The sequence below is a fragment of the Arthrobacter mangrovi genome (assembly GCF_026011795.1).
GTDB classification, from domain to species: Bacteria; Actinomycetota; Actinomycetes; order Actinomycetales; family Micrococcaceae; genus Crystallibacter; species Crystallibacter mangrovi.
On record NZ_BRVS01000007.1, the window covers coordinates 122,355 to 141,298 of the forward strand.

Consider the following 18,944-nt stretch of genomic DNA (forward strand, 5'->3'; position numbering starts at 1 on the left):
GCCCATCGAGCGGTAGCAGGCAGGCCGGCGCGGCTCTACCAGCGCCGCAGCAGGACGCTCAGCAGCGTGACGGCCGCGGGTCCCGCAGTGGACGAGCGCAGCACATGCGGCCCCAGCCGGACGGCGACCGCGCCGGCTGCCAGCATCTGCTCCACCTCCTGCGGGCTCATTCCGCCCTCCGGCCCCACAATCATGAGGACGCTGCCGTCCCCGTCCCCCGGCAGTCCGGCCTCTGCCACGGCGTCGGCCAGCGATTGCTCTGCGTTTTCGTGGAGGATCAGCGCCAGGCGGCTGGAGGCAATCAGCCGGCACAGGTCCTTCAGGCCCACGAGCGGGCCGACCTCAGGGATGACCGCGCGGCGCGACTGCTTCGCCGCGGCCTTGACCGTCGCCTCCCACTTCGCCTGCCCCCTGGCCGCCTTCGCGTCCCGCCAGCGGACGATGCTGCGCTCGGACTGCCAAGGCACGACGCTGTCGACACCGAGCTCCGTGGCGGCCTCGATCGCCATCTCGTCCCGGTCGCCCTTCGCCAGCGCCTGGACCAGCGTCAGGCGGTAGGGAGGCGCGGGATCGACGGCGAGGGACTCGGCCCGGACGGTCAGTTCCTGGGGCGCCACGGCGGTAACCGTGCCGGAGAGGCGCTTTCCGGTCCCGTCCACGATGTCCACCGCTTCGCCCGCGGCCAGGCGTTTGACCGCGACCGCATGCCGCGCCTCCGCGCCGGTGAGGACGAACAGCGCGCCGGGGGCAACGCCGTCGAACTCTGATGGCTCAGCGAAAAAGACCGGGTTGGTCATGGATCACAGGTGTCCGAGCTTGTCGCGGAGCCGGGCGAAGACACCGGTGCCGCTGCCGGCGAGCTTTCCCTCGGTGTACTGCTCGCCGCGGGCCTGGGAGAGCTGCCGCAGCAGGTTCTCCTGCTCGGAATCCAGCTTGGTCGGCGTCTCGACGTGGATGTGGACCTTGAGGTCGCCGCGGCCGTAGCCGCGCAGGTGCGTGACGCCGAGGCCGCGCAGGTTGATGACCTCGCCGGCCTGCGTGCCGGGCTTGATGTCCAGCTGCTGGGGGCCGTCGAAGGTATCCAGCTCGAGCTCGGTGCCAAGGGCCGCCGCGGTCATGGGCACGGTCATCGTGACGTGCAGGTCATCGCCTTCGCGCAGGAAGTTCTTGTCCTGGGCGACGCGGATCTCCACGTAGAGGTCGCCCTGCGGTCCGCCGCCGGGACCGGTCTCCCCCTGGCCGGCCAGCTGGATGCGGGTGCCGGTGCCGACTCCGGCCGGAATCTTGATGGTCAGCGAACGGCGGCTGCGGATGCGGCCCTCCCCGTTGCACTCGTTGCAGGGGTCGGGGATGACGGTGCCGTACCCCTGGCAGCTGCCGCAGGGCGCGGCAGTCATGACCTGCCCCAGGATGGAGCGCACGGCGCGCTGGACCTGGCCGGAGCCGCCGCAGATGTCGCAGGTGCGCGGACTGGTGCCGGGGCGGCAGCAGCTGCCGTCGCAGGTCGGGCAGACGACGGCGGTGTCCACCTCGATCTTCTTGTTGACGCCGAAAACGGCATCCTTGAGGTCGATCTTGACGTTGATCAGGGCGTCCTGCCCGCGCTGGCGGCGCGAGGCCGGCCCGGCGCCTCCTCCGGGGCCGCCGAAGAACGTCTCGAAGATGTCCTGGAAGGCGAAGCCGGCGCCGGAGTAGCCGCCGCCGAAGCCGCTGTCCGTGCCGTTCTCATTGCCGGTCGTGTCGTACACCCGGCGTTTCTGCGGATCGGAGAGCACTTCGTAGGCGTGGCTGACGCGCTTGAACTCTTCGGCCGCCTGGGGTCCGTCGTTGACATCCGGATGCAGCTTCCGTGCCAGCTTGCGGTAGGCCTTCTTGATTTCCTCAGCCGTGGCATCCTGGCTGACACCGAGAACGTCGTAGTGGTTGCTCACCTGGTTAACTTCTTTCCTGGAATCGGTTGGCGGACAGTGACTGTCCAACTGCTGCTTGCTGCCGGCGCTTAGCCAGCGAGGATCCTCGAAAGGTAGCGTGCGACCGCACGTACTGCCGCCATCGTCGTCGGGTAGTCCATCCTGGTAGGACCAAGGATGCCGACCTTCGCGGAGGCATCCGGCCCATAGCCCGTGGCAATCACGGAGGTCTCGGCCAGCGAACCGTACGGGTTCTCGCTGCCGATCCGCACGGAGACACCTCGCGCGTCCTGCTGCATCTCCGAGAGCAGGCGGAGCATGACCACCTGCTCTTCAAGTGCCTCGAGGATGGGCCCGATGGTCAACGGGAAATCCATGGTGGAACGGGCGAGGTTGGCGGTACCGGCCAGCAGGATCCGCTCCTCGTGGGTGGCCTCCGCGAGTCTAACCAGCGCCGCACCGAGCTCCCGTGCCACGGCGGCCGACTCGGGGCGGACCTGCTGCACAGTTCCGTCCACCAGTCCGCGCAGGGCTTCCAGCGGGTGGCCGGAAAGTCCGGACAGGAAGGCGGTCCGCAGGTCGGACAGCTGCTGGTCCGTCACCTCCGCAGGGAGGCCGATGACCTGCTGCTCCACCTTGCCGTTGTCCGCAATCACCACGACCAGCGCCCGGGCCGGTGCCAGCAGGACGAACTCGATATGCCGCAGCCTGGCACGGCCGAGCTGCGGGTACTGGATGACCGCGACCTGGTGCGTCAGCTGCGAGAGCAGCCGCACCGTCCGGTCCATCACGTCGTCCAGGTCGTCCGCGCCCTCGAGGAGGGTCTGGATCGCCCGGCGTTCGGCCGGCGAGAGCGGTTTGACGTCCGAGATGCGGTCCACGAACAGGCGGTAGCCCTTGTCCGTCGGAATGCGGCCGGCGCTGGTATGCGGGGCCACAATGAGCCCCTCTTCCTCCAGCGCCGCCATGTCGTTGCGGATCGTGGCCGATGAAACACCGAGGTGGTGCCTCTCCACGAGGGCCTTCGAACCGACAGGTTCGCGCGAATGAACGTAGTCTTCAACGATCGCACGAAGCACTTCCAGCCGTCGGACTTCGCTCACGGTACACCTCCTGATTCTGCTTGGCCGGCGGGCGCACAGCATTAGCACTCAACACGCCTAAGTGCTAAGTCTAATACGTTACGGCCGTTGTTAGCATTGTCGGGCGGCCCGAGGCCGTCCCGCGGTTCGCCGGCGGCCCGGCTGTGGCCTTGGCGCTGCCGCTCCCGTCTTCACTCACTACGGCACGAACAAAGGAAGTCGCTATGAGCAGTTACGGTTGGGGCCCGCAGGATCTCGCCGCCCCCAAGGCCCGGCAGCTGCGCGAGGTTCCCGCCGAACCGGGGCTGGTCCTGGAGGACGTCCAATCCGGCTGGGTCGGCGCCGTCGTCCGCGTGGAAAAGTCCGGTGGCATCCATCTTGTCTCGCTCGAGGACCGACGCGGCAAGACCAAGTCCTTCCCCCTCGGTTTCGGCTTCCTGCTCGAGGGTGAGCCGGTGAAGGTCGTCGCCGCGGCGCCGAAGGCGAGCCCCGCCGGTCCGCAGCGGACAGCCTCCGGTTCCGTACGGGTGGAGGGGCTCCGCGCCCAGGTCGCCAAGGCCAGCCGGATCTGGGTCGAAGGCAAGCACGATGCGGAACTGGTCGAGAAGGTCTGGGGGCACGACCTGCGGGTCGAAGGCATCGTCGTCGAACCCCTGCACGGCGTCGACGACCTGGCCGCCGCCGTCGAAAATTTCGGTCCCGGGCCGGACCGGAAGCTGGGCATCCTCGTGGACCACCTGCTTCCCAACACCAAGGAATGGCGGATCGCCGAGGCCGCGATGGCCGTGCCGGCCGCCCGCGGAAACGTACTGATCGTCGGCCACCCCTATGTCGACGTGTGGCAGGCCATCAAGCCTTCGGTCATCGGCCTGGACAAGTGGCCGACGGTGCCGCGCGGCACCGATTGGAAGACCGGAATCCTGACCGGGCTCGGGTGGCCGCACAGCACGCAGGCGGACATCGCTGACGGCTGGAAGCGGCTGCTGGGCAGCGTCCGCACGTACGCCGACCTGGAACCGTCGCTGCTGGGCCGGGTCGAGGAAGTCATCGATTTCCTCACCGCCTGAGGGCCGGCGGGACCCCGCGGCAGCCAATCCGCCATTTGCGGCCACTGCGCGCTCAACTTACCCTCATAGGTAGTGAAAACGAGCAACACCACTTATTACGAGGCAGGTCCTGTGTCAGACAACACCGCGCGCAACGATCCTTCGGGGCGTCCTCCGGCGCGCCGGACGCAGTACCAAAGCGCCGCCTCGTCGGCCCTGCCGCTGACGCCGTCCGAGGATCGGCAGTGGGCCACTATGGCGCATTTCGGCGGCATCCTGGGCTGCGTCCCCTCGCTGGTGATCTACCTGATCTTCAAGGACCGCGGGCCGTTTACCGCGCAGGAATCGAAGGAGGCGCTGAACTTCACGCTGCCGCCGACCATCGTGGCGATCATCGCCAACCTGCTGATCCTGATCCCGGCAGTGAGCGGCTTCTTCGCCGTTGTGGCGGCCGCGATCTGGGTCTTCCTCACGGTCTTCTCCGTCAAGGCAGGCATTGAGGTCAACCGCGGGCGGCCCTACCAGTACCCGCTGAACCTGCGCTTCATCCGCTAGGCGCGGCCCTCCGGCTCTCCCTTCATTGGGCCCATCGGGCCGCCCGTCCTAGTAGCCGAGCAGCCGGCGTACGACGGCGTCCGCCAGCAGCCTTCCCTCCAGCGTCAGCCTTACCGTTCCGGCGATAGCGGCGGCACCGTCCAGAAGCCCCTCGGCGATCAGCCCGGCAATGGCCTGGCGCCCATCGGCATCGAGTTCCGCGGTACCCAGTCCGTCAATGATCCGGGTTTGCAGCATGATGTGCTCCATGCGGCGGGTCTCAGCGTCGAGGGTCTCCCGTCCGGCAGCCGGAGACACCGAGGTCGCAAGCCGCTGCGCATAGGCCGCGGGGTGCTTGACGTTCCACCACCGGACGCCGCCCATATGCGAATGCGCCCCGGGGCCGGCGCCCCACCAGTCCGCCCCGCGCCAGTACGCCAGATTGTGGCGGCAGCGGTCAGCCTCCGAACGCGCCCAGTTACTGACTTCGTACCAGGAGTAACCGGCGGCGCCGAGCAGTTCCTCGGCCCGCAGGTACTTGGCGGCGTGGTCGTCGTCGTCGATCCCGGGCATTTCCCCCCGCCGGATCCTGGCGGCGAGCTTCGTGCCGTCCTCGACGATGAGCGAGTAAGCGGAGATGTGGTCGGGATCGCAGGCGATGGCCGCCTGCAAGCTCGCCTCCCAGTCCGCCATGGACTCCCCCGGCGTGCCGTAGATCAGGTCGAGGCTTACCTTCAACCCGGCCTCCCGTGCCCACTGCACGGCCAGCGGCACGCGCTCGGGGTCGTGGGTGCGGTCCAGCACCTTGAGCACATGCGGGACGGCCGACTGCATGCCAAAGGACACCCGGGTGAAACCCGCCTCCGCCAGCAGTGCCAGCGATTCAGGGGTCACCGAATCGGGATTGGCTTCCGTGGTGACTTCGGCTCCGGCCTCGAGGCCCCATAGCCGGTCGGCCCGGCGCAGTATCTGCGCCAGATCCGCCGCCGGCAGGAGGGTCGGCGTGCCCCCGCCGAAGAAGACTGTCGATAGCTTCCGTTCCGGTAGGCCCGAGGCCGACATCGCGCGGGCGGCAAAGTCCAGCTCGGCGCTGGCCGTGCCGGCGTACTCGTCCTGCGACGCCCCGCCGCCCAGTTCCTTGGCAGTGTAGGTATTGAAGTCGCAGTAGCCGCAGCGCACGGCGCAGAAGGGAATATGGACATAGAGGCAGAAGTCGCGTCCTGCCGCTCCCTCGGCAGCCTGCGCCGGCAGCAAGCCGTCTGCCGGCGCAGGATCGCCCAGCGGAAGGGTACTAGGCACGGCGGCGGACCGCCGTCGTCGTAATGCTCATGCGGCTACTTCTTGGCCTTGTCTTTCGAATCGTCCGAGGAGAGCGCCGCGATGAAGGCCTCCTGGGGCACTTCGACCCGCCCGACCATCTTCATGCGCTTCTTGCCTTCCTTCTGCTTTTCCAGCAGCTTGCGCTTACGGCTGATGTCGCCGCCGTAGCACTTGGCGAGCACGTCCTTGCGGATGGCGCGGATGTTTTCGCGTGCGATGATCCGGGAGCCGATCGCCGCCTGGATGGGGACCTCGAACTGCTGGCGGGGAATCAGTTCGCGCAGCTTCGAGGTCATCATGACGCCGTAGCCGTAGGCCTTGTCCCGGTGCGTGATCGCGCTGAACGCGTCCACCTGTTCGCCCTGCAGCAGGATGTCCACCTTGACCAGGTCCGAGACCTGGTCCCCGTCCGCCTTCCAGTCCAGCGACGCGTAGCCCCGGGTCTTTGACTTGAGCATGTCGAAGAAGTCGAAGACGATCTCTGCCAGCGGCAGGCGGTAGCGCAGCTCCACCCGGTCCTCGGAGAGGTAGTCCATCCCCTTCATGTCGCCGCGGCGCGACTGGCAGAGTTCCATGATGGCGCCGACGAATTCGTTCGGCGCGAGGATGGTCGCGGACACCATGGGCTCGCGGACTTCGGAAACCTTGCCGTCCGGATATTCGCTCGGGTTGGTGACCGTGATGACCTTCTTGTCCTCGAGCGTGACCTCGTACACCACGTTCGGGGCAGTCGAAATCAGGTCAAGGTTGAATTCGCGTTCCAGCCGTTCCCGGACGATCTCCAGATGCAGCAGGCCCAGGAAGCCGACGCGGAAGCCGAAGCCGAGCGCCGCCGAGGTCTCCGGTTCGTAGATCAGCGCGGCATCGTTGAGCTTGAGCTTGTCCAGGGCGTCGCGCAGCACCGGGTAGTCGCTGCCGTCGATCGGGTACAGCCCCGAGAAGACCATCGGCTTGGGGTCCGCGTAGCCGCCGAGGGACTCCGCGGCGGGCTTGGCCAGGTTGGTCACCGTGTCGCCGACCTTCGACTGCCGAACGTCCTTCACGCCGGTGATCAGGTAGCCGACTTCGCCCACTCCGAGGCCCTTCGTGGGCGTCGGCTCGGGGGAACTGACACCGATCTCCAGCAGCTCGTGGCTGGCCTTGGTCGACATCATCTGGATCCGCTCGCGCGGATTGAGCTTCCCGTCCACGACCCGCACGTAGGTCACGACACCGCGGTAGGAGTCGTACACGGAGTCGAAAATCATGGCGCGTGCCGGGGCATCCGCGTCGCCGACGGGTGCCGGCAGATCCTGGACGATTTTATCGAGCAGCGCCTCGACGCCTTCGCCGGTCTTGCCGGAAACCTTCAGGACGTCCTTGGGGTCCCCGCCGATCAGGGTGGCCAGCTCCACGGCGTACTTCTCCGGCTGCGCCGCCGGGAGGTCGATCTTGTTCAGGACCGGAATGATCGTCAGGTCGTTTTCCATGGCCAGGTACAGGTTGGCCAGCGTCTGGGCCTCGATGCCCTGGGCTGCGTCCACGAGCAGGATTGCGCCTTCGCAAGCTGCCAGGGATCGCGATACTTCGTACGTGAAGTCGACGTGGCCGGGGGTGTCGATCATGTTCAACGCGTAGTCGACATCGTCCAAAGCCCACGGCATGCGGACGGCCTGGGACTTGATCGTGATTCCGCGTTCCCGCTCGATGTCCATCCGGTCGAGGTACTGGGCCCGCATGTCACGCTGCTGGACGATCCCGGTCAGCTGCAGCATGCGGTCGGCCAGCGTCGACTTTCCGTGGTCGATGTGCGCGATGATGCAGAAGTTCCTGATGAGCGCCGGATCTGTGGCGGCGGGCACCGGTGCGGTGCGGGCCTTGGGGGACACAGCGGGTTCCTAACTGTCAAGCGGGGTGCGGGGGTTGGCTGCAACAGATGCCAAGTTAATAGTCTCCCACGAGAATCGCCACGATGTGCATGGCTCCGCGCCGGACAACCGGACGTTAGCGTTGGACCATGGCCATTGATGCAAACACTTTCGGACGCCTTCTGCGCGGTGCCGCCGCGGTCCTGCGCAACCTGCAGCGCGGCACAACTGCGCCTCCCCCGCCCCGCCGGCGCGGCAGGCAGGGGCAGCCGCCGCGGCCCGAAACCACGAACCTTGGCTCCGCCTACCCCGGCGACTTCCGCGGAGCCGCCAGCGCCGTGTACGCCCCGAAGCCGGATGGTCAGCCGGATCCCGGGGAAATCGTCTGGACGTGGGTGCCTTACGAAGAGGACCACACCCAGGGCAAGGACCGTCCGGTACTGCTGGTGGGACGCAGCGGCGGCAGGCTGCTTGCCCTGATGATGACCACCAGGGACCGCAACAACGGCCAAAACAGCGATGCCGACTACGTCGATGTCGGGACGGGACGCTGGGATCGTCAGCGCCGCCCAAGCGAGGTCAAGCTCGACCGGATCCTGCAGGTAGACCCCGCAGACATCCGCCGCGAGGGAGCGGTGCTGGACCGGGTCCCTTTCGAACAGGTCGCGGCGGAACTGCGCCGCCGCTACGGGTGGACCTAGGCTCGCCGCGCCGCGCTGTCCTGCAACGCGCGCACCGGCCGCTGATCTGCTAACATTGTCAGCTGTGTGTCCGCGCAGGTCGACGGGCACCTCAGTTCCGGCTGCCATTACGGTATCCCCACGCCGCTCAGTCAATGGCCGGGCCTGACTGCCCTCACCGACCAGTCCGCAATACAAAGAGAGTTTATAAGTGGCCAATATTAAGTCCCAGAAGAAGCGCATCCTCACCAACGAGAAGGCACGCCAGCGCAACGCCGCTGTCCGGTCCGAGCTGAGGACCGCAATCCGCGCCGTCAACACGGCTGTGGATTCCGCTGACAAGGACGCCGCCTCGGCAGCCCTGACGTCCGCCAGCCGCAAGCTGGACAAGGCGGTTAGCAAGGGTGTCATCCACAAGAACAACGCCGCTAACCGCAAGTCGGCAATCTCCAAGAAGGTCAACGCCCTCTAGGATCCCGGTTTTTCCATGGTCCACAGGACCGAGGCAGTAGGGCCCCCGCTCGATTGAGCGGGGGCCCTACTGCTTAACCGGTGGACGCCCCACTTAGCTAGCGGGAGCCCCGCGCTGTCGGCACAACACGTGGACACCTGGGCCCTGGTGGCAACGGAGGCTGCTTTCGCCGCACTGGACACGTAGCTGGGTACCGGGAGCGGCCAGGCAGGTTCCGCCCCTGCGCGGCCCCTATCCGGCGGGGGCTTCGCCCTCGGAGGCCGCCGCACCTGCGCTCCTGTTATCGTATGCCTTCCTGCGCGTACTCCAGCACGGCCTGCGCATTGGACTGATCGACGATGGCTGGTCCGGTGAGAGTGGCCTGTCCGCCGCCGATTTTAAATGCCCCGCGGTGGTTTTGCCACAGTGCGTCGACTGACAGGTATCCCTGGAGCCACGGCTGCTGGTCGACGGTGAAGAGGATGTCCCCGTCTACGATGGCTTGGGCTAGCTCGCCGTTCATGTCAAAGGAACCCACCTTTGCGTCGCTGCCGGCCTCTTCGCGGGATTTCAGGACCGCCAAAGCGATCGGAGCGTCCAGGGCTATGACCGCATCGGCGTCCTTGGCTGTTTGCAGTTTCGCGGTAGTGGTGGAGGCGACCTGTGTCATGTCCGTGCCCTGCACGTACAGGATTTCGGTTTTGGGCAGGACAGACTTTACGCCTTCGCAGCGGGTTTCCAGGCCGACGTTGCCCTGTTCGTGGATCACGCAGATCGGGTTCTGCAGCCCTTCTTCCTTTAGCTTTTCACCTGCAGCTTCGCCCGCGAGACGTTCGTCGCTGCCGAAGTGGGCGAAGGCGCCGAAGTCTTGGAACTGGTCTGTACCGGAATTCAAGGTGACAACCGGGATACCGGCTTCCTCTGCATTTTTCAGGACGTCCTGCAGGGCATCGGGTTTGGCCAGAGTGACCGCAATGCCGTCAACGTCCTGCTCGATGTACTGCTGCACCAGCTGTGACTGGCGCGCGCCTTCCGGGTCGGAGGCATAAAGCAGTTCAGCGTTGTCCTTGGCCGCGGCTTCCTCGGCGCCTTTGCGTATCGTGTCCCAGAACGTGTTTCCGGGGGCGGCATGCGTGATCATGGCGATCTTCATCCGCTCGGTCTGGGCAACCTGACCGAGCGGCTGCGCCGCCGTCGTTATTCTGCGGCCGTCCGCCGGTGCTGGAGCAGCCCGCCACGGCGAGGGCTGCGGCAAGCACTGCACCCGCCGCGAAGTACCGGGCCGACGTTCTAGATGCTGCGTTCTGCCTGCGACCACGCTGTTGCAGTTTCATGAATCTTTCCTTTCGGGGCGGATCCCGTTGCCGGGTCCATTACTTCAGGCGGAATGTGCCGGGATCACCCGACAGGCTGGCCAACCAGGTCGTTCACCGGAACACTGCGGCCTTCTTTGCTTGATTTCAGTGCGGCACCGACGACGTTCATCATCCGCAGAGCGGTGTTGAAATCGGTGTCCATGGGGGCCGCTGCCAGGACACAGCGCAGGAACTCCTGGATCTCGGCAACGAACGCTTCGGCGTAGCCGGTCCCCACGCCCGCACCGGGCATGGCCGCGACATCGAGAAAGTACGGGTGGGCCGGACCGGTAAAGACCCGGCGGGGCCCGTTGAAGGCCGTGTCCCCGGATTCCGCACGGAAAATGCTGAACTCGCCGGAACTGATGGAGTCGAAGTGGGCGTGGCCCTGGGAGCCGAAGACCTCGACGCCTAGAGAGTTCGGAATGCCGATAGCGATGCGGCTGAGAGTGATCTGGCCGATGGCCCCGGTTTCCAGGGCCACGGTCAGCAGTGCGATGTCGTCGTTGGTCACCGGACCCGTTTCGCTGGAAGTCGCGCCGCCGTGTCCGATGGCTCCGGCCGCAGCGAGTGGCCGTTCGGTGATGACGGTGCGCAGCGTGGCGCTGCTGACCTCGCTGATCGCTCCGGCAACGAACTGGAGCGCGTCGATCGCGTGGGCTCCGATGTCCAGTAATGCCCCGCCGCCCGCTTGCTCCTGGGAGTAGCGCCAGGTCAGGGCGCCGGAGGGGTCGGCGGCGTAGTCCGCGTTGTACCAGGCCCGCACGGTGTGGACCTCGCCCAGCAGGCCATGACCGACGGCCTGCTGAAGGGCCGCCAGCCCGGGCAGGCGGCGGAAAGAGAATCCAACACCCGTAACGGCCGGGGATGCAGCAGCCAGTTCAGCTAGAGCCGCGGACTCTTCCGGGGTGCGACCGATTGGTTTTTCGGCGAACACGTGCTTACCGGAGGCGATGACGCGGGAGAGCACGTCGCTGTGCAGGAAGTTCGGCAGGGCGACGCTGATGACGTCGACGTCCGAGGCGATGAGTGCATCGACGTCGGCGGTTGCGCGGGCGAAGCCGTAACGACGGGCAACGGACTGCGCGAGGTCCAGGTTGGGATCGGCGATGGTGTCGAGCTCGATCGAGATGGGCGTTTCGGAACGGGCCATCATTGCGTTCCGGAAGCCGAAGGCATGGGCCTGTCCGGCCATTCCGGCTCCAATGATGCCAATACGCAGGGGACGTGACATGGGTACTCCTGATCTGTGAGAAAGAGGTCGGATTTGAATTAGGCCGGTGCGTCAGCGGACGCGGGTACGGGCGCCGCAGGATGTGATGTGCTGCAGGGTGCGGGTGGCAATGGGCAGCGGAACACCGAAGTCACGCACCGGGTAAAGGTCCTGTTCGACGATCGCGAAGATGTCTGGATCGATGTCGGTTACCGCGTCCAGAATGGGCGCGAAGTCCGGAACCCCGTTAGGCGGTTCCGTCATGATGCCCTGCCGGACGGCATCGGCGAACGGTATATCGTTCTTGAGCACGTCAGCCAGAAGCACGGGATCGACCTGCTTAGGTGCAGGTAGCCGATCCTGTCCGGGAAATCACGGATCAGCCGCAGGCTGTCGCCCAGGTAGTAGGCGAAATGACCGGTGTCCAGGCACAGGTTAACGAATTCGGGGTTCGTTGCCTGGACCAGTCTGGCGACTTCCCCGTAGGTCCCGACCGGGCTCTCGGCATGGGAGTGGAACTGCTGGCGCAGACCGAATTCCTCCAAAAGCCGGCGGCCGAGTTCATCGTGTCCGGCAAAAAAGCGGTCCCACTCATCGACGCTGAACGTCCGGGATCCCCGTACAGCGCCGTCCGGGCCGCGGACCCGCAGCTCGGGGATCACGATCAAATACCGCGCACCCAGGGATTGCACCAAAGCTGCGACTTCGCGGACGGACGGCCAGACGGCCTCCAGCGCCCCGGCGCCCTTGTGAAGTGCAGTGAAGACCGTCCCGCCCGAAAGCGAGAGGTCGAACCCGGACAGCTGGTCCCGGAGCCTGGCGGCGTCCGTACCGAGATAGCCGAAGGGACCGAGTTCGGTCCAGTGGTAGCCGGCCTCATGGACCTCCCGCAGGTACTGCTCCGCGGGCGGCTGCGCCGGGTCCTGCGGGTTCCATACACCCCAGGAGTCCGGCGCCGTTCCCACGCGGACACCGGACGAGGACCTCCTGAAGTTCTCCCGCAGTGTCCCCATCCTCCGCCCGCCGTGTCCCGGGACTCGACAGCGTCTATTCCGACAATCTGAGTGGAGCGCAGGCCGCCACCCGGCACCTGCTCAATCTCGGGCACCGTCGTGTTGTCTTCCTGGCTAACCCCCAGACTGACGGCTACCTCGAACGTCAAAAGGGTTTCGTAACCGTCATGAAAGAGGCCGGACTGACGCCCGAAATCCAGCCTTCCGCATACTCACGGACGCAGGCCGCGCGAGATATAGGCCCCCTGCTCGACCACGCCGACCGTCCCACAGCAATCTTCGCCCACAACGACCAGTCCGCTCTCGGTGTCCTCGATGCCATTGCCGCCAGGGGAATGCGCGCACCATCCGATATTTCCGTGGTCGGATACGACAACACTTCCGCTAGCACTCCCCCAGGCATAGCGCTGACAACAGTCGACATTCATGCACAGGACTTGGGAAGGACCGCTGCCGAGAAGGCCCTGCAACGACTAACGGAGCCCGGAGCGCCGACTATCGATGTGGCCTCGGAACCAACCCTGATCGTCCGCGGCACCACAGGCCCTCCTCCGCACGCCGCATAGACAAGCGCAACTTGCCCCAATTTCTAGACAGTTTGTTATGCCGTTTCCGCGCTGATGACACCAAAATGCACAGACTGTTCACTCCATCAAGGACTGATTGCGCAGCCGATGGGTACAGGCCACACTCAGACAAGACCATGATGTCCGCGAGTACTGAGGAGTCCCATGACCGCCGTCGCAGGCCACCCCGCGAAAGCCGCCGCCCCCTTCGCTACCGAGGCCACCGCTACGGTCCCGCAGGCCGTGGCCCGGGTCGTGCGTGAGCGTGCCACGACCCTCTTCGGGCTGATGGGCAACGGCAATGCCCATCTGATCAGCGAGCTGACCAGCATGGGTTTCCCGTTTGTCACCGTGCGTCATGAGGCCGGTGCCGTGGCCGCGGCGGACGCGTTCTTCCGCGCGTCGGGCAAGCTTGGCACGGCCACCGTCACCTACGGTGCCGGGTTCACGAACACGCTCACCGCCCTGTCCGAGGCCGCTATCGCGCGTATCCCGCTGATCCTGATCGTCGGCGACGCTCCCACCTCCGGGCCGCGCTTCTTCGATGTCGACCAGGTCGGCATGGCCGCAGCTGCCGGTGTCGAGACGGTGCGCCTGGACGCCCAGGACCCGGCCGCTCAGGTCCGTGAGGCCTACGACCGTGCCGCGGCGGAGTCCCGGCCGATCGTCGTCGCCATCCCGTATGACCTGGTGGAGGCCCCGGTGCAGGCCTTCACGCAGCCGGCCGAAGCACCCCATCTTGAGACGCTGGTCTCCGCCACGCCGGCGGCCACGGAGCTGGAGCCGCTGGTCGCCGCGCTGCGCGGCGCCGAGAAGCCGCTGATTATTGCCGGCCGCGGCGTCGTCGACTCCGCCGGCGCCCCCGAGGCCCTGCGCCGGCTGGCCGACAGGCTGGGTGCCTTCATTGCCACCTCGGTGATGGCCCGCCATGTGGCCGGGCCCGAGGGCGACCTGGGCATCGCCGGCGGCTTCGCCCGGATCGAGCGCGTGGAGATCATGCGGCAGGCCGACGTCGTGCTGGTGGTTGGAGCGGGCATGAACCCGTTCCAGATGCGCTATGGCACCCTCGTGTCCGAGGACGCCCTCGTGCTCCAGGTAGATTCCCGCGCCGGCCAGCGCGGTGAGCGTACGGACCGCTTCCTCGTCGCGGACGCCGGTGCCGCGCTGGCCGCCCTCGCGGCGGCGTTCGGCGCCACCCCGCAGGAGAACGGCCGGCCCGACGGCGGCTGGCGGGGCCGACAGTCCCTGCCTGCGGCCCCGCGCGTGGAAGGCATGCGCTCGGACGGCTCCGTACAGGACGGGCTGGCCCCGGATGGCAGGCTGAACCCGCGGACGATGGCGCTGGCGCTGGAGGACATCCTGCCCAGCGAGCGGACTTTCGTGCAGGACGGCGGACATTTCATCGGGTGGATCCCGCTGATGTGCTCCGTACCGGATGCGCGTTCCCATCTGTTCGTCGGCACGGCTTTCCAATCGATCGGGTTGGGCTTTCCCTCGGCCGTGGGCGCCGCCGTGGCCCGCCCCGACCGGACCACCGTGCTGGTGACCGGTGATGGCGGAGGGCTGATGGCGCTGCCCGACTTCGAAAGCTTCGTGCGCCAGGCGCGCAGCGGGGTGGTGGTCGTTTTTAATGATGCCGCCTATGGTGCCGAATTGCATCAGTACGCCGCCCGGGGACTAGACAAAGCGGCCATGTTCATCGAGGAGGTGGACTTCGCCGCCCTTGGCCGGGCCTTCGGCGCCGACGGCATTAAGGTCCGGAGCCTACAGGACCTTAATGCGCTCAGAGACTGGGTGTCCCGCGGCGCTGAGGGCGTGTTCGTGCTGGACCTGCCCATCTCCCAGGCCGTGGTCGCCGAGTACATGGCAGAGTCGATGGCCGGTGCCCAGCCGGCGCCACGTCCGCTGCCGGTGGGCTGATGCACTGTTTCCCTATAGATTCATGAAAATTAGTCATTTCCGTACTCCACTACACTCCGAGGACCTATGCCCGTCGACCAGCTTCCCGACACCGTCGAAGCCCTGCATACTGCTCTGCCCGGCCGGGTAGACAACGACCCTGCCCTGCTCGCCCCTTACACCGCCGATCGTTCCGGCCACCGCTCCTCCGGGACGCCCCTGGCCGCGGTCCGGGCCCGCAGCGTCGAAGACGTCCAGGCCGTCTGCCGGATCGCTTCGGCCGCGCGCATCCCCGTGGTCACACGCGGTGCCGGGACAGGCCTGGCCGGCGGTGCAATCGCCGGGCCCGGCGAAATCATCCTCTCCCTGGCAGAGATGGACCGCGTCCTGGAAATTTCGGAAGAGAACCGGCTCGCCGTCGTCGAGCCCGGCATCTTAAACGGCCGCCTAAACGCGGTACTCGCCGATTACGGGCTCTGGTGGGCTCCCGATCCGGCCAGCAAGGACATCTCCACTGTCGGCGGGAACATCGCCATGAACGCAGGGGGTCTGCTGTGCGCCAAGTATGGGGTCACCCGGGAAGCGGTCCTCGCCCTTAAAGTCGTCCTTGCCGACGGAACCCTGCTTTCGGTGGGGCACCGAACCGTCAAGGGCGTCACGGGCTACGACCTGTGCGCGCTAATGATCGGGTCCGAAGGAACGCTGGGCATCATCGTGGAGGCCACGCTCAAACTTCTGCCTGTCACCGAAGGTGAGACAGTCACGATCGGTGCGTTTTTTAACACGGTAGAGGAGGCCGCGGCCGCGGCCTCCTCGGTCACCCGGCGGGGGCATGTACCAGCCGTCATGGAGCTGATGGACAACCGGACGCTCGAATGTGTCGCGCGCTATTCCGGGCAGGACATCTCCGATCGTGGTGCCTACCTCCTCATCCAGTGCGATGGGCCGGCCGCCGCAAAGACAGCCCAGCACATCGCCAGCGTTGTCGCGAATGCCGGCGGGGCCGTCGAGATCACCACGGATCCCGACGAATCGCGCCGCCTGCTCGACTTCCGCCGCAGCGCCTTCCCCGCCTTGGAAGCCATGGGCACCATGCTGGTCGAGGACATTGCTGTGCCCCGTGACCAGATGGCGGCCGCGTTCGCCGCTATCCGGTCCCTCGAGGACAAATACGGCGTACTGATCCCCACGACCTGCCACGCCGGCGACGGAAACCTGCACCCCACCTTTGTCTTCCAGGGAGAAGAAGTGCCCTCCGCAATCTGGGCCGCGGCCGGCGAACTCTTCACCACCGCCCTCGACCTCGGCGGCACGCTCACCGGAGAACATGGCATCGGCCTGCTCAAGCGCGACTGGCTGCAGGACGAACTCGGCCAGGACCAGTACGAGATCCAGCGCCGGATCAAACAGGTCTTCGACCCGCTCAACATCCTCAACCCCGGCAAAGTCTTTCCCCAGCAAGCTTGAAGGCGCCCTGAGCACCTATTTGCCGGGCCGCGAAGATCTGCCTGTTTGGGCCCCGGATGGCAACTGCCGCAGTCCATTATTGCCTGGAGCGGCACTCGATTCCGTTGGCCGGATGCGGAGAATCGCAAATGGGACGAGTGGCCATGCTCCGAACCCGGTTTCGCCTGCCACTCAGTGCCACAAGCGAATGCCATGAGTACAGGAAGGTCCCCCAGAGTAGGGGCATTGACTTTTCCCCGAAGTAGGGGGCTGATGTTTTCACAAGATCGATCGGCCATCCTCTTGGTGTGGCCGAAGGTGGTTGCTGACATTTCCGAATGGATGCTTGGCCACGATCCGGACCCGGTTTCGTCTTCCGCCCCCGCTGGCGATGCCGGGTCCGGTTATCCTGCTGCTCGACTTTCGTGTTCAGGTACGGACCTGAATCTGGCTGGAGCCTGCACATGAGCAGCGCAACCAAGTTTGAGAAGGCTGGACAAAGCGTCTTAGCCCGCCTGCGTCCGCACCCTCCACTGCGCAAAAGGCTAGGCACGGCAATCCCAGCCCGTGCCTGCACCCGCGCCAGGCACAAAGCCGAACGGCATCCGAGCAGCTGTAGACGTGAACTCACGCTGCTCTGAATCGTAGGGATTAGTGGATCAGCCGAAGTTGGACAGCCATGCCCACGATATGAAGATCACACCCAATACGGAAAGTACAGCCACGATAGCGGCGAAACCCCAACGTCCTGTGCTCATGATTCCCCCAATGCTCAGGAGAGCTTCCATGCCCTCGTCCGTGCACTTCCATACAGTGTGGCGCGGGCGGGCTAATGCAGCAATAGCCAGGGGCGACTTTTCCGCGCGGGTAGCGGCCGGGAGCAGATTCGGGAAGTGGCCTCGCTCGCCGAACTGGTAGTTCCGGTACAGCCTGTAACACCTCACTAACGGGCTCAAGCATTGGCTTGTTCCGGTCTGCTCCGCCAAATCGGGGCGAGGTGTGTACTACCGCTGGCCCGGCTCCGGTCCCCGCGGCAGGGGCGCGATTCGAGGGAAAGGAACCACCGTGTCCATTGGAAGCGGTCCATTGGCGACGCCGGAGAGCGGCGTTTCATCTCCGTCGCCGGTCCGTGCCGGGGGCCGGTCCCCCGGCGAGTAGAAGGCGTGGACGTCGCCCGCGGCGTCGCCCTCATCGGGATCGTCATCATTAATCTGCTGCCGTCCGGAGGTGCGGCCGATGTCGTCTGGACATTGACCGGTGGCCGGGCAGCGGCCCTCTTCGCGCTGATCGCCGGGTTCTCCATCGCCCTGCAGTCCGGGGGCCGGCGGCCGCCGACGGGCCGGGCGATGACCGCGACCCGGGCCGCCCTGGCCCTGCGCGGGCTGATGATCCTTGGAATGGGCCTGCTGCTGGGTTACACGGACACCCCGCTCGATATCATCCTGCCCTACTACGGCGTCCTCTTCCTGCTGGCCATCCCGCTGCTGGGCCTGGGACGACGGACCCTGCTCGCCCTGGCCGTCATCTTCGCGGTGCTCGGCCCGATAGCCATGCAACTGGACCGTGCGTGGTGGCCGGACAGGCCACAGATCGACGCCGGATACACCTTCGGCCTCGCCGCGGCCCACCCGGGAACCTTCCTCACCGACATGCTGCTCACCGGCGTCTACCCGGCTCTGCCCTGGCTCGCCTACATCTGCGTGGGGCTCGCCGTCGGCCGCCTGAACCTGGCGTCCCGAAAGGTCGCCGCCGTCCTCCTCGCAGCAGGCACCGCCTTGACCGCCTTCATGTGGGCCCTGTCGGCGTTCCTGCTGGGACCGGGCGGAGGCTACGAGCGGCTCATCGCCGCAACACCGCTGCTGAACAGGGACCAGATCAACCAGTTCCTGCTACAAGGCGAAGCCCCGGGCGCGGACGACCTTCCAACCACCACCGGCTGGTGGCTGACCATCCTCACCCCCACACCGACACACCCCCCGCCATCCTCAGCAGCCTCGGAACCTCCCTCGCCGTCCTCGGCGCGATACTGCTCCTCGTCCCGCACCTGGGCAGGTCCACCGCTCCCCTGGCCGCGGCAGCTCGATGACCCTGACCCTCTACTGCGCCCACGCAATCATCCTGGCCACGGACATCCTGGACCCGGCGCGTCCGATCATGGCCATCACCATCCAAATCATCGTCTTCCTCCTCGCCGCCGTCCTCTGGCGCAGCACCATCGGCAAAGGCCCCTCGAAGCCGTCGCCGCCGCCGCCACCGGATGGCTGCGCACACCCGTCCTCACCGGCCACCGCCCCGGACGCCGAACCGGTGAAGGCAGACAGGTACCGGAATCCAGCACCAGCAGCGGACATGAGCGCGCTTTGGAGGGCGGGCCAAGAGGCGATGACAGCAGGGGCGACGGAACCCCTGCCGGCGAAGCCCAGGAACCGGACCTCGTCACGGGACGCTCAGGGCCGTCCGGTCAGCCTGGTTGACAACCAGCCGGCAGGCTACGGACGAAGAGAGCAGGGCCGCTTAGGTAGGCCCTCAGACGTTAGACGCCGACCGACGAGAGCGAGACCCCGGTGAGACGTTCGGCCTCG

Annotated in this window: 17 protein-coding genes; 8 read left to right on the forward strand and 9 right to left on the reverse strand. The window is 66.4% G+C overall.

The window, feature by feature from the left end:
* Positions 1–35: 35 nt before the first annotated feature.
* From AHIS1636_RS09055 to hrcA, 3 genes are all read right to left on the reverse strand, one after another.
* Positions 36–797 (reverse strand): 16S rRNA (uracil(1498)-N(3))-methyltransferase, encoded by a 762-nt coding sequence (locus AHIS1636_RS09055; protein ID WP_264795504.1) that lies wholly within the window; start codon positions 795–797, stop codon positions 36–38.
* Between the two features lie 3 nt (positions 798–800).
* Positions 801–1,931: a molecular chaperone DnaJ gene (gene dnaJ / locus AHIS1636_RS09060; RefSeq protein WP_264795505.1), complete on the reverse strand. Its 1,131-nt coding sequence runs from the start codon at positions 1,929–1,931 to the stop codon at positions 801–803.
* Positions 1,932–1,999: 68 nt separating this feature from the next.
* A complete protein-coding gene (hrcA, locus tag AHIS1636_RS09065; protein WP_264795506.1) occupies positions 2,000–3,013 on the reverse strand; it encodes a heat-inducible transcriptional repressor HrcA in 1,014 nt (337 codons plus the stop codon).
* A gap of 203 nt (positions 3,014–3,216) precedes the next feature.
* On the opposite strand from hrcA, the gene AHIS1636_RS09070 reads away from it, so the two are divergent.
* On the forward strand, positions 3,217–4,059 hold the full coding sequence (locus tag AHIS1636_RS09070; protein ID WP_264795508.1) for a DUF3097 domain-containing protein: 843 nt from the start codon (positions 3,217–3,219) through the stop codon (positions 4,057–4,059).
* A gap of 111 nt (positions 4,060–4,170) precedes the next feature.
* Positions 4,171–4,593, forward strand: a complete 423-nt coding sequence (locus tag AHIS1636_RS09075; protein ID WP_264795509.1) for a DUF4870 domain-containing protein — start codon at positions 4,171–4,173, stop codon at positions 4,591–4,593.
* A gap of 48 nt (positions 4,594–4,641) precedes the next feature.
* On the opposite strand, the gene hemW is transcribed toward AHIS1636_RS09075, so the two are convergent.
* Positions 4,642–5,871 (reverse strand): radical SAM family heme chaperone HemW, encoded by a 1,230-nt coding sequence (gene hemW / locus AHIS1636_RS09080; RefSeq protein WP_264795510.1) that lies wholly within the window; start codon positions 5,869–5,871, stop codon positions 4,642–4,644.
* A 35-nt stretch (positions 5,872–5,906) separates the two neighbouring features.
* Positions 5,907–7,760, reverse strand: a complete 1,854-nt coding sequence (gene lepA / locus AHIS1636_RS09085) for a translation elongation factor 4 (protein WP_264795511.1) — start codon at positions 7,758–7,760, stop codon at positions 5,907–5,909.
* Between the two features lie 128 nt (positions 7,761–7,888).
* Between lepA and AHIS1636_RS09090 the strand changes: the two genes are divergently transcribed.
* Both AHIS1636_RS09090 and rpsT read left to right on the forward strand, forming a co-directional pair.
* Positions 7,889–8,440: a type II toxin-antitoxin system PemK/MazF family toxin gene (locus AHIS1636_RS09090; RefSeq protein WP_264795512.1), complete on the forward strand. Its 552-nt coding sequence runs from the start codon at positions 7,889–7,891 to the stop codon at positions 8,438–8,440.
* Positions 8,441–8,630: 190 nt separating this feature from the next.
* Positions 8,631–8,891 carry a 30S ribosomal protein S20 gene (gene rpsT / locus AHIS1636_RS09095; RefSeq protein ID WP_264795513.1) on the forward strand — a complete coding sequence of 87 codons (261 nt, stop codon included), beginning with the start codon at positions 8,631–8,633 and terminating at the stop codon, positions 8,889–8,891.
* Positions 8,892–9,171: 280 nt separating this feature from the next.
* On the opposite strand, the gene AHIS1636_RS09100 is transcribed toward rpsT, so the two are convergent.
* The 4 genes from AHIS1636_RS09100 to AHIS1636_RS09110 all read right to left on the reverse strand — a co-directional run bounded on the left by AHIS1636_RS09100 (position 9,172) and on the right by AHIS1636_RS09110 (position 12,403).
* Positions 9,172–10,023: a substrate-binding domain-containing protein gene (locus tag AHIS1636_RS09100; protein ID WP_373875808.1), complete on the reverse strand. Its 852-nt coding sequence runs from the start codon at positions 10,021–10,023 to the stop codon at positions 9,172–9,174.
* A gap of 245 nt (positions 10,024–10,268) precedes the next feature.
* Positions 10,269–11,459, reverse strand: coding sequence for a Gfo/Idh/MocA family protein (locus AHIS1636_RS09105; RefSeq protein WP_264795514.1), 1,191 nt, complete (start codon positions 11,457–11,459; stop codon positions 10,269–10,271).
* 51 nt (positions 11,460–11,510) lie between these two features.
* The gene (locus AHIS1636_RS20390) at positions 11,511–11,702 is read right to left on the reverse strand and encodes an IolE/MocC family protein (RefSeq protein ID WP_309298599.1); all 192 of its coding nucleotides are present in this window, start codon (positions 11,700–11,702) and stop codon (positions 11,511–11,513) included.
* Positions 11,699–12,403, reverse strand: a complete 705-nt coding sequence (locus AHIS1636_RS09110) for a sugar phosphate isomerase/epimerase family protein (protein WP_309298600.1) — start codon at positions 12,401–12,403, stop codon at positions 11,699–11,701. Before AHIS1636_RS09110 ends, AHIS1636_RS20390 begins: the two co-directional genes overlap by 4 nt.
* Before the next feature lie 38 nt (positions 12,404–12,441).
* Between AHIS1636_RS09110 and AHIS1636_RS09115 the strand changes: the two genes are divergently transcribed.
* The 4 genes from AHIS1636_RS09115 to AHIS1636_RS09130 all read left to right on the forward strand — a co-directional run bounded on the left by AHIS1636_RS09115 (position 12,442) and on the right by AHIS1636_RS09130 (position 18,836).
* Positions 12,442–13,017 carry a LacI family DNA-binding transcriptional regulator gene (locus AHIS1636_RS09115; RefSeq protein ID WP_264795515.1) on the forward strand — a complete coding sequence of 192 codons (576 nt, stop codon included), beginning with the start codon at positions 12,442–12,444 and terminating at the stop codon, positions 13,015–13,017.
* A gap of 165 nt (positions 13,018–13,182) precedes the next feature.
* Positions 13,183–14,937, forward strand: a complete 1,755-nt coding sequence (locus AHIS1636_RS09120; RefSeq protein ID WP_264795516.1) for a thiamine pyrophosphate-binding protein — start codon at positions 13,183–13,185, stop codon at positions 14,935–14,937.
* Positions 14,938–15,003: 66 nt separating this feature from the next.
* Positions 15,004–16,383 (forward strand): FAD-binding oxidoreductase, encoded by a 1,380-nt coding sequence (locus tag AHIS1636_RS09125; RefSeq protein ID WP_264795517.1) that lies wholly within the window; start codon positions 15,004–15,006, stop codon positions 16,381–16,383.
* Positions 16,384–17,525: 1,142 nt separating this feature from the next.
* Positions 17,526–18,836: a heparan-alpha-glucosaminide N-acetyltransferase domain-containing protein gene (locus tag AHIS1636_RS09130; RefSeq protein WP_264795518.1), complete on the forward strand. Its 1,311-nt coding sequence runs from the start codon at positions 17,526–17,528 to the stop codon at positions 18,834–18,836.
* Positions 18,837–18,944 lie beyond the last annotated feature (108 nt).